9 protein-coding genes and 1 pseudogene are annotated in these 10,639 nt (G+C 59.6%); 6 read left to right on the top strand and 4 right to left on the bottom strand.

Annotated features, from left to right (window positions below):
• Positions 1 to 343 (top strand): annotated as a pseudogene (locus BLU74_RS17190) (IS4 family transposase); the annotation flags it as partial.
• Here BLU74_RS17190 and BLU74_RS17185 read toward each other — a convergent pair.
• The 4 genes from BLU74_RS17185 to BLU74_RS17170 all read right to left on the bottom strand — a co-directional run bounded on the left by BLU74_RS17185 (position 318) and on the right by BLU74_RS17170 (position 3,923).
• Positions 318 to 929 carry a hypothetical protein gene (locus BLU74_RS17185; RefSeq protein ID WP_089769577.1) on the bottom strand — a complete coding sequence of 204 codons (612 nt, stop codon included), beginning with the start codon at positions 927 to 929 and terminating at the stop codon, positions 318 to 320. The pseudogene BLU74_RS17190 and the gene BLU74_RS17185 overlap by 26 nt on opposite strands.
• A 381-nt stretch (positions 930 to 1,310) precedes the next feature.
• The gene (locus BLU74_RS17180; RefSeq protein WP_089769574.1) at positions 1,311 to 2,177 is read right to left on the bottom strand and encodes a hypothetical protein; all 867 of its coding nucleotides are present in this window, start codon (positions 2,175 to 2,177) and stop codon (positions 1,311 to 1,313) included.
• A complete protein-coding gene (locus tag BLU74_RS17175) occupies positions 2,177 to 3,253 on the bottom strand; it encodes a signal peptidase I (protein WP_089769572.1) in 1,077 nt (358 codons plus the stop codon). The genes BLU74_RS17180 and BLU74_RS17175 overlap by 1 nt, the downstream gene beginning before the upstream one ends.
• Positions 3,254 to 3,317: 64 nt before the next feature.
• On the bottom strand, positions 3,318 to 3,923 hold the full coding sequence (locus tag BLU74_RS17170; protein WP_139175885.1) for a hypothetical protein: 606 nt from the start codon (positions 3,921 to 3,923) through the stop codon (positions 3,318 to 3,320).
• Between the two features lie 582 nt (positions 3,924 to 4,505).
• On the opposite strand from BLU74_RS17170, the gene BLU74_RS17165 reads away from it, so the two are divergent.
• The 5 genes from BLU74_RS17165 to BLU74_RS17145 all read left to right on the top strand — a co-directional run bounded on the left by BLU74_RS17165 (position 4,506) and on the right by BLU74_RS17145 (position 10,631).
• Positions 4,506 to 4,976: a response regulator gene (locus tag BLU74_RS17165; RefSeq protein ID WP_089769568.1), complete on the top strand. Its 471-nt coding sequence runs from the start codon at positions 4,506 to 4,508 to the stop codon at positions 4,974 to 4,976.
• 48 nt (positions 4,977 to 5,024) lie between these two features.
• Complete coding sequence (locus BLU74_RS17160) at positions 5,025 to 5,915, top strand: winged helix-turn-helix transcriptional regulator (RefSeq protein ID WP_089769566.1); 891 nt, start codon at positions 5,025 to 5,027, stop codon at positions 5,913 to 5,915.
• A gap of 100 nt (positions 5,916 to 6,015) precedes the next feature.
• Positions 6,016 to 9,114 carry a histidine kinase N-terminal 7TM domain-containing protein gene (locus BLU74_RS17155; protein WP_089769564.1) on the top strand — a complete coding sequence of 1,033 codons (3,099 nt, stop codon included), beginning with the start codon at positions 6,016 to 6,018 and terminating at the stop codon, positions 9,112 to 9,114.
• Positions 9,107 to 9,562 carry a response regulator gene (locus BLU74_RS17150; protein WP_089769562.1) on the top strand — a complete coding sequence of 152 codons (456 nt, stop codon included), beginning with the start codon at positions 9,107 to 9,109 and terminating at the stop codon, positions 9,560 to 9,562. The genes BLU74_RS17155 and BLU74_RS17150 overlap by 8 nt, the downstream gene beginning before the upstream one ends.
• The gene (locus BLU74_RS17145; protein ID WP_089769560.1) at positions 9,552 to 10,631 is read left to right on the top strand and encodes an ATP-binding response regulator; all 1,080 of its coding nucleotides are present in this window, start codon (positions 9,552 to 9,554) and stop codon (positions 10,629 to 10,631) included. The genes BLU74_RS17150 and BLU74_RS17145 overlap by 11 nt, the downstream gene beginning before the upstream one ends.
• The last annotated feature ends 8 nt before the right edge of the window (positions 10,632 to 10,639 follow it).

The following is a 10,639-nucleotide window of genomic DNA, read 5'->3' as shown; positions in this document are numbered from 1 at the left end:
TGAGCTGAAGACACAGTACGAACTGGACAAGTTCGACACGAGCGACCCGGATGTCGTGAAGATTCTGTTGTACGCGGCGTTGCTGTCACTGCTGGTGAGTCGTGATCTGTTGGGTCTGGTCACCGAGCAGGCCGCCGATGAAATCGTGTTTCCGCCGGAACGCTGGGCGGCGACCTTCCGGTCGCACGCCCAGCTCATCCTCCACGAACTCGGCGAGTTCCTCGGCTACTCGCCACCGCCACTGCTGGAGCGACTGATCGAAGACGCACAGAAGATCCACCAACAACGACCGATCCTGCAAGAGACGCTCGCTACCGCTACGCAACCGAGGTGTGAGTCTTAGCTAAAGACGAATGCTTCTCTGACTCGTACACCGTGTCGACGTAAATCTCGGCGCGGAGGTTCCCGATATTCTGCACTTCCGACTGCACCTCGTTCAATCGCCCACTTCGGATCTCGCGAACGTCGATCGTCGCCTGCGTTTCGAGACGTCCGTCGGTGACCTGCACCGAGTCGCTCGCGAGCGTTCTCGTCTCGCTCCAGAACACGTCGTCACCTCGGGTCGCATAGAGTTTGATGCTGATCTGGTGGGTGACCGCTACGGCGCGATCGTCGGGGACCGCTGTCTGAGCGCTTATCGTGACGTTTGGCGAGGCAGAGAGCAGATAGACCGGCATATTCGAGAGCGTCTGATTGGGTTCATACAGGGTCGTGTTCTCCGTCACTGCGGCGCTCGTATTCACCGTCGTCTCGAACGACTGTTTGTCCGTCTGTTCGGTGATCTGCCGTATCTCCGGCGATTCACCGTACGCGAAGGCCGTACTCGCGAAGGCGACAGTACTCACCAGCAGTAAGCCGACGATGACGAGCGTTCCGTACCGGCTGAGTATATATTTGAGCCGGAGAACAGATTCCGATTGCGAATTCATAGATATCTATCCGTTCGCCTTATTCGCCCATAAGTACGAGCTAACCGATCGCTTTTCATCGCCGGTTACCGGCCGGTAAGTGGCTTACATACCGGGAATCGACGGGCGCTGTGACACACGACCGTCGGATTGTATGAAGACAGACACGAGCGTCCCTCACACGGTGAAGTGCGATTACTCGGGTCCCTTTCAGCACTGCGATAGTTTCGTCCGTCGGATGGGCAGTGGCTTACGCCGCCTATCGTCGATCGCGACGGCGACCGTTTGACAGTCACCGTTCACTGCGTCACGCAGGCGGACTGCGTTTGGAGTGACGCGCAACCGTCTCAGGCGGTTCGCCTGCGGAAAGGACACAGCGTCTTCTTTCGGTTGGCCGGCCCATCACTGAGGGAACGTGACTCGCACCGTGACCTGCTCTCCGCTGCTGAGATAGAGGACGAACTCGACGTACTTCCCCGTCATATCGACGTTTGGCGATCCGCCCTGCTTTCTGAATTTGTCGGCGGTCACTTCGACAGTCTCTCCGGGGGCCAGCGTCTGGTTCGTCGTCAGATCGACTTTCGTGCCGAACGAGAAGGCGCCGTCACTGTACTCGAAGGACCGGTTCGAGGTGAGGGCGCCGGAATTCGAAATTTTTGTCGCGGACGAATTGGTGTCCGTGAAGTTGATCGCCACGATAGTGAGTGACGTTGATTTCGCGTTCTGAAGCGTGAAGCTGCCTTTCCCGTTCGACCCGCCAGCGGACGAGTCGCCGCTAGTGATGGGGGCTGGTCCTGCCCCACAGTTACTCGTGCCGATGGTTGTCGAGCGAGTCGTCTTCCCGCTAAAGCGGTCGCCAGCTGTCCCCTCAACAGTGAACGAAACGCTGTCCGCGCGTGCGCTGCACGCAACGTCAACCGACACGACGAGAGACTCCTTCGGCTGGAGCGTGGCTTGGCTGTTCGAGACGGTCCCTGTGTGTGCAGCGACGGTGAAGTTGATGGTCTGGCCAGCGTTGTTGGTGACGGTGACAAGCCGGTCGGTCGTACCCGCCGCCACGCTCGGGGCAACGTCGAGACCGAAGATGCTGCCGGTATCGTCGGCCACGTCGACCGACGAGCCACGGTCAGCCGACAGACTCGTGAACGCATCAGTGGTGGTGTTGAGGCCGAATCCGACTGGAGCCGTCACCAGCAGGAGGACGACGCCCAGAACAGTCCAGATCGACCGGCCATCCGAGCCCCGCGATCGGGAGCGACGGCGTCCCATCAGCGATCACCCAGTCGGCGGAGCCAGCGGCTGCGCGAACCTCTGATCGGCGCAGTCGTATCGATCAGCAGCCAATACAGCGTGTAGACCGGGAGGAAGATCACGAGTACTGAGCCCAGTGCGGCCAGCCACGGATGGATCGACTGGAGTTGCTCGAGGGTCCCTCTGGGCAGGGTGGCAGGGTAAGGGTACAGACTGATCCGAGCCGTGTGACTTCCCGGTTCTGCCTGCGCAGGGACAGTGGCACTGAGGGTCGTACTTGACCGGGTGATGAGCGGCTCTCGAAGCGAGTCGAGCGCTCCAGACTGGCCTTGGTCCGCTGCCGCACTGGGTTCCGCAATGGTAGTATCAGTGATGACGATCCCTTCTGTATCGGTGAGTACCTGTGTCAGCGGCGTACTGACGATATTGGCATCCAGAGAGGTCGTCGTGCTCTCGCCGACGGCGAGTACTTGGGGGTTATCCGTCCCGGTTTCGGTGACCGAGTACGTCAGTTCCGTGTGGACCGCACCCGACGAGATCAAGAGCACACTGACGAAGATCGCCACCAGAATCGTTGGGATAACGATCTCTCGGCTCTGCAGGGCCGACTCCTTGCTGTCCCGAGGGCGATCGGATTCACCGCGGAGCACGCCCACGATCACCGACAGGCTCATCAGAGTGAACAACAGCATCCAGTTGGCGCGAACGAGTCCGAGAACAACGCCCAACTGCGGGATCAGAACCGGCTGGCCACCGATGGTGAACACCTGGCCGATAATCGCGCTGCGCTCGACCGGCGGGTTTCCGGCTGCCTGATCGGTCGTCGGGTTGGCGTCCCCTTGCGTGAGAAAGCCGTCTGCCGTCGTCCCTACGACGCGATGAGTGACGTAGCCGTCGCGTTCGTCGGAATAGTACGTAACGATCTCACCCGGGATGACCTCACCAGGGGGAACCAGAATGTAGCCGTCGTTCGTCTGGATCGCCGGCTCCATACTGTCGGAGGTCACGTACGAAATCTGAACGGGTGAGGTGGCTGGAGCGAGGAGCGCAAGCGTCACAGCGACGATGACGACGAGTCCAGCCTTTTTGTACATATGTTTGAGTATTGTGTCCGAAAGTGTGATCAGCGTGCGATGCGCGGTGAAAACTCAGTTCGGCTTAGCTGCCGTCGGAGTTAGCGCCGCCGTTGTCCACGTCGTCGATGGTAAACGAAAGCTCTCCGGAGAGGTCAGACGCCGACGTCAGATCGGCCGTCCCAGCCCCGCCACCGGTATCAACCGTCACGACGACGTAGAACGTTTTGGTAGCGGGCGCAGTGAACGAAGCCGTGGTCCCCTCTTCAGTGACCGAGTCGACGAGGCCGTTACTGTCGTAGATACTGAAGTTCAGGTTTTCTTCAGTGTTCGTGGTTGCGCCGGTGTATTTGACGTTGATCTGGTGCTGTTCATTGTCTTGGTTCGTGATCTTGAATGCGTTCGAGGTTGTCGGGTTGGCGGGGTCACCGAGTTCGAACGTCGCATTGACGTTGGCACCGGTCGCCGTGCCGTTGGTGAAGTCGATGCTAAGCTGTTCGGTACTTCCGTCCTGGAAAACCAGGTTACCGGAGTTCCCGTCGGTGAGCGCCAGCAGCCCGCTGCTATCGGTAGCAACGTTAACGTCTGCCGAACGGTCGACCGTTGCCGCGGTGAATGCACTCGCTCCGAAGGTGACGGTGGCGACCAGCAGCAGGCCTGCCACCAACAGGGTGGGGATGGGTTTTGCCATACAAGAATGTAGAAGGACTATTCACGCATAAGTATAACCTAACCGATAGGTTTGCAGGGGCACTTACCGGACGGTGAGTGCCATCTCCCGACGAGACGGAGAGAGGCCGAATAATAGCGTTTTAGCTGGCCACGGACGCGAAATCAGCATATATTGGTGATAGCGTTTGCACAGCCCGGTCGTTGCTCAGATCTCGAGGAAGCATCTGTCGGGCAGAATATACTTGAATATAAACAAGATCTGATGGGATCCGAATGTGCAATCCGCTGCAACTCTCACCTACCGGCTGGTAAGTGACGCTCGTTACCGATCGGTTGGCGCGGAATTAAGCGTGAAACGACAGCTTAGTGCAATAGGCACCAAGACCCCCGTGAAGCAACACACCGACCCTGCCGGTCCGGGGAACACTGACGAACGGATCGATACCAAGCGCGCAGGGACAGAGTCAGCACGCGGGCCCGTCCCGAGGGCACCACGGCGGAGTCTCCATAGTACTCTGCAGCTGTGGAGCGACCGTCTCCGGCGACTAGCCGCCGGGGCGGCCAGTGCGAACGTCTCTGGTGTCCGTCGATCGGGGCCCCGATGACGTTCCGCCGACTCGGGAGTCGTGGCCCATCGCATCCCCCGGTTGAGCCACTGGACATCGCGGACGAAACGGGCGACGCCGATGTCCTCGTCGTGGAGGATAATCCCGGAGACGTTCGACTCTTCGAGGAGGCGTTCGCCGGTCTCGACGCCGACGTATTGTGTCTGCGGAGCAGTCGCGAGATTCCTGATCTCCTCGCACAGATCCGTCGGGGAGAGGTGGTCTCGCCCGCGCTCATCTTGTCAGACTTGAATATGCCCGGAGTCGACGGATTCGACATTCTGGCACGGATCAAATCGAGCGACGAACTGCGAGCCATTCCGGTGGTCATCTTCTCGGGATCCACTATGGAGAAAGACATCACCCGTGCGTACGAACTCGGTGCGAACGCATACGTGTCCAAACCAACAGACGTCGACGAGTATCTATCCGCTCTCGAAGCGTTGACCGATTTCTGGGTGCAGTAGGTTCGCGTTCCGCGGTACTGTTTAATGAGGGGAAGAACTAGTATTGGTATGACTAGGTCGGATCGCTCGTCTGATGGGTCAGCAGACGAGAACAAGTACCTCGCTGAGGCAGCCAACCTCATCTCGAAGAAGTGGTATCCGGTCATTATTCGATTGTTGCTCGATTCCGGTTCATTGGGGTTCAACGACCTTCAGACGCGGCTAGAGCCGATTTCTGCGAAGGTCCTGACTGACGCGCTGGACGAACTGCAGGAGACGGGCCTCGTCGAACGGCGGGTGATCAGCGAGAGTCCGCTCCGTGTCGAATACTCGCTGACTCCCAAAGGCGAGGAACTCCAGGCCACTATTCAGTCGCTGGTGGACTGGGGGGAACGACACCTTGCCGAAGACGTGGGCCCGCCAACTGTGCTCGTTGCGGACGACGACAGGCGACTCGCGGAGATGCACAGCGAGTGGCTCGAACCTGACTACGACGTTCGAGTCACCTACGACGGGGACGAGACGATCAAGGCATTCGACGACGATGTTGATCTAGTGGTTCTCGACCGTCGAATGCCCGGTCTGTCGGGTGACGAACTGGTCGAGTGGATCCGACAGAACAATCTCGACTGCCGGATCGTGTTACTGACCTCACAGGACCCTGACACTGATATCGTTGCTCTCGATTTCGACGAGTATCTCACGAAGCCGACAGACAGATCAGAGCTTCTGGACGTCGTAAACACGGTTCTGGACCGTCGAGAGCACGATGCACTGGTCCGGGAGTATCTCGCCCTCCGGTCGAAGCAGGCACTTCTCAAGACTGAACTGGGGTACCAAGACCGTGACGAAAACGAGGAATACAGACGCCTTATCACCCGTATCGAGGAACTCGAAGCCGAGATAGACGAGGTGCCAGAAAGCGCCCTCCGCCCGATCGTAACAGAGGATACAGCGTGAGGATTGGCTCCCTAGCAGTTCCCGAGATCGGTTGTCAGTCTCGGTGCCCCGCCGTGGCAGAGTCGGCTACAGACAGGCGTTCGGCAGGGGCACGGGACTGATGGCGCTGCCGAGTTACCTGCTCTTCGCCATCGCTGGATATGTGCTCGCAGCGGTAAGTACGGTCACGCTCACCGGGTATGTGCTCTGGCGACACCGGGACGGTCCGACCGAGCGGGCGTTTGGCGCCGTTGTCGGGGCAATCGCGCTGACGACGATTGCGTTTTCGGCCCGACTAATAGCCCCCGAGTTGGACACGAAACTGCTCTGGGAGTTCGTGGGATACGCTGGACTCGTGATTCTTCCAGCCGCGTTCCTCGTGTTCGCGCTCCGGTTCACCGGACGGCACGAATGGGTATCTCGGCCGGTGCTCGCCGCGCTCTGCGTACATCCCGTGTTTACGCTCGTCGCGCTGGCGACGAACGGTGATCACGGGCTGTTCTACGAAGGCGTCGGCCTCACACAGGTGGGAGAGCTGTCACTACTGGCCTGGACGGCGGCAAACGCCGGCTACGCGTTTTGGATCCACCTAGCGTACTCGTACGTGCTCTTCCTCGTGGCAACCGTCCTGTTGCTGCGGTTCGCCGTTGCCTCCAACAGGCTGTATAGGGCACAAACCGCGGCCATCGTCGTCGGGACACTCGTTCCGTGGGCAGTGAACTTGACAGTGGTCAGTGGCGTCGGACCGGCGTATATCGATCTGACGCCGCTGGGGTTCGCTCTCGGTACGACCGTGCTAGCGGTTGGTGTCTTCCGATACCAGTTACTCGATGTCGTTCCGATTGCGAGGCAGCGACTCGTCGAGTCGCTCGACGACGCCGTCTTCGTTATCGATGCTGACGGGCGGATCGTCGAGACGAACCCCGCGGGTCGTGCATCGGTGTGCCTCCGCCCCGAGGTAGACGCCCCGGTCGGTGAGTCGCTCCAGTCGGTGCTCAGGGATGAACTCGCGGAGAAGTCGATCTCCGAAGAGACCGAGAGTGAGTGTACGGTACAAGTCGACGGCGAAAAGCGGCACCTCTGGGCGCGGACGATGCCGGTCACCGGGCCGGGAACGCAGGGCGAAGCCATCCTCACCGTGACGGACATCACCGATCGGCGACGACGGGAACGGGAACTCAGAGACGTCTCAGACCGACTCGAATCGTTCATCGAGGCTGCACCCGTGGCGATTATCGCGATCGATCCCACCGGTGAGGTTACGCTCTGGAACTCGGCCGCCGAAGAGATCTTTGGCTGGTCCGAATCGGAAGTCCTTGGCGAATTCAACCCCGTGATTCCGGACGAGAAGCGGGACGGTCACGACGAACTCAGAGAGCGTGCGTTCAACGGAGAATCGTTTTCGAAGGTCGAACTCCAGCGTCGGACCAAAGACGGAACACGGGTCGACGTGACGCTATCGTCAGTGCCCTTGTACGATGCCGACGGCGATCTCATCGAGGTGGTGGCGTTTCTCAACGACGTCACCGAACGTAAAGAGGCACTCCGTGGACTCCGTGAAAGTGAGCGATCGCTCCGTGATCTATACCGGATCACGTCCGATACAGACCTGTCGTTCGAAGAGAAACTCAACCAGATCCTCGAACTCGGCCGCGAGCGCCTCGGTCTCCCGTTTGCCTTTCTAACACGGATCGACGACGATACGCAGTACATCGTCGAGGCGGTGGGGTCTCACGATCTTCTTCAGACGGGCGCATCTGGCCCGCTTTCGGAGGCGTACTGTCGCAAGACAATTCAGCGGAACGGATTACTCGGCGTGCAGGATGCTGTCGACGAAGGATTTGCGTCCGATCCGGCATACGAACGGTTCAGCCTCGGTTGTTATCTCGGGGGAAAAGTCGTCGTCAACGAGGAACTGTACGGGACCCTGTGCTTTGCCGGCAGCGAGAGCCGCGAGTACTCGTTCACCGAATCAGAACAAGCGTTCGTCGAACTCCTTGTTCAGTGGGCCGGGTACGAGTTGGCGCAGAATCGTCTGGAGGAAAAACTCCGTGACCTTCAGGAGGTCGCCGGGGAACTGATGGAAGCGGACTCGATTGATGAGGTTGGCGACGTCGCTGTCGAATCTGCTGAGGAGATACTCGGTCTCGAAATAACGGGGATCTGGTCGTACGACGAGCAACAGGAGGCGCTGATCCCGATCAGCGAGACGCCAGCGGCGCGAGACCTGCTCGGCTCGTCGCCCAGGTACGAACCGGGGAGTAGCCTCACGTGGACGGTGTTCGAGCGGGGCGAAAAGGCCGTCTTCGAGGACGTTTCGACGGTCCAAGGACGGTACAATGCGGACACGGATATCCGCGCCGAGGTCATTGTCCCTCTCGGCGACCAAGGCGTGATTGTAACCGGCTCCGTGTCCGAACAGGAGTTCAGCGATACGGACATCGGGCTGTTCGAGTTGTTTGGTTCCACTATCACGAGTGCGATGCTTCGGATGGAACGCGAACAGGCGTTGCAGGAGACCCGTGCGAAACTAGAACGATCCAACGAGGATCTGGAACAGTTCGCCTACGTCGCCTCGCACGACCTGCAGGAACCCCTCCGGACGGTGTCGAGTTACCTCCAGTTACTGGAGCGCCGGTACAGGGACGACTTCGATGAAGATGGGCAGGAGTTCATCGATTTCGCCGTGAACGGGGCCGAACGGATGTCCGAGATGATCCAAGCGCTGCTCGAGTATTCACGAGTCGATACGCGTGGGGACCCGCTCAGCCCGACCAGTATGGACGAGGTATATGAAACGGCCCACCAGAACCTTCGAGTGGCCATCGACCAAAATAACGCCACAGTCACCGCCGACAGACTTCCCACCGTGCAGGGTGACGAACAACAACTCGTCCGACTGCTCCAGAATCTGCTGGACAATGCGATCAAATACGCCGGCGACACGGAACCGCGCGTTCACATCTCGGCAGAGCGAACCGACGACAAGTGGGCGTTCGCCGTGGAGGACAACGGCATCGGGATGACGGCCAAAGACACCGAGCGGATCTTCCAGGTCTTCGAACGACTCCACGGCCGGGAATCGTACTCCGGCACCGGAATCGGACTGGCGATGTGTCGCAAAATAGTCGATCGCCACGGCGGCGATATCTGGGTCGAATCCGAACGAGGCGAGGGGTCGACGTTCCACTTCACACTACACGCAACAACCGATGACTGAGGAACCGAACCGATCCGAGACCGTGATACTCCACGTCGAGGACAACCCGGCTGACGCACGACTGCTCGAAGAGGGGTTTTCTGCAGACGCTGGCAGCCGCCTCCACCGGGTGAGCGATGGCGCAGAGGCGCTGAAATTCCTCGAACAGCGGCCGCCGTACGCGGATGCGCCGCGCCCTGGACTCGTGTTGCTCGATCTCAACCTTCCCGGACACTCCGGGATCGAAGTGCTCGAACGTATCAAGACAGACGACGAATTGAAACAGATCCCGGTACTGATGCTGACGAGTTCGGATGCATCGGACGATATCGAGGCGGCGTATCAGAACCACGCGAACGCATATCTGGTGAAACCGATCGATATCGACGAATGTGAATCGCTCGCGGCGCAAATAGAACGCTTTTGGCTGCACACCACAAAACTCTCGCAATCGACCGATGACATCTGACGAACTCACACTGCTACTCGTCGAGGACAACCCGACCGACGTTCGTCTTATCGAGGAGTACCTGATTGACAGCCAGTGGGAACAGAAGTCGGCGGGTGGCCCCGAGGTCATTCACGCCAGCAGCCTCTCGGAAGGGATCGAAGCGCAGAGCGAGAAGATCGATCTCGTGCTTCTGGATCTCAATCTACCGGATAGCGCGGGAATAGAGACGGTCCAGTCGATGTTGGCTGCATCCGAGACTGTCCCGCTCGTCGTGTTGACCGGGATGAACGATCAACGACTGGGAGTCAAGGCGGTCGAGGAGGGCGCACAGGACTACCTCGTCAAGGACGAAGTTTCGCCGGAACTCCTTCAGCGAACGATCAGGTACGCAATCGAGCGTGCGAGTCAGGAGCGGGAACTGCGGCGACGAAACCGGGAACTCGCCGTTCTCAATCAGATCGTGCGCCACGACATCCGCAACGACGTGTCGGTCATAACCGGGTGGGGAACCACTCTCGAGGACTACGTCGAACCCGGCGGCGAGGAGTACCTGTCCCGGGTCATCGATGCGGCCGATCATATCACGCAGTTGACCGAGACGGTCGGGGACTTTCTGAAGATTCTCGACGGTGAACAGGACGCCGAACTACGTCCCAGTGACCCCGTCCGTGTGCTCCGCGCCGAAATCGAGAAGGCTCGGGCCACTCACAGCGAGGCGGAGTTCACGATCGAAGGAGAAGTGCCCGACGGGGTGACAGTCGAGGCAAACCAGTTGCTTTCGTCGGTGTTCAGAAACCTCCTGAACAACGCTGTCACGCACAATACCGAAGATACACCGCAGGTAGCGATCAGCCTCGAAGTGGCTGGCGATACGGTTCAGGTGGCCGTCGCAGACAACGGGTTGGGTATTCCGGATGACCGAAAGGAGACTGTCTTCGGTCGGGGGCAGATGGGACTCGAGAGCCCCGGGTCGGGGATCGGACTGCACCTGGTCGACACATTGGTTGACATATACGGCGGAGAGGTCTGGGTCGAGGACAACGAACCGACGGGGAGCGTGTTTCGGATCGAACTGCCCCGGGCCTGACCCGACGT

Origin of the sequence: Halobellus clavatus, assembly GCF_900107195.1 — an archaeon.
GTDB classification, from domain to species: Archaea; Halobacteriota; Halobacteria; order Halobacteriales; family Haloferacaceae; genus Haloquadratum; species Haloquadratum clavatum.
The sequence above is the reverse complement of the archived record's forward strand: the minus strand, read 5'-3'. Positions and strand labels throughout refer to the sequence as shown.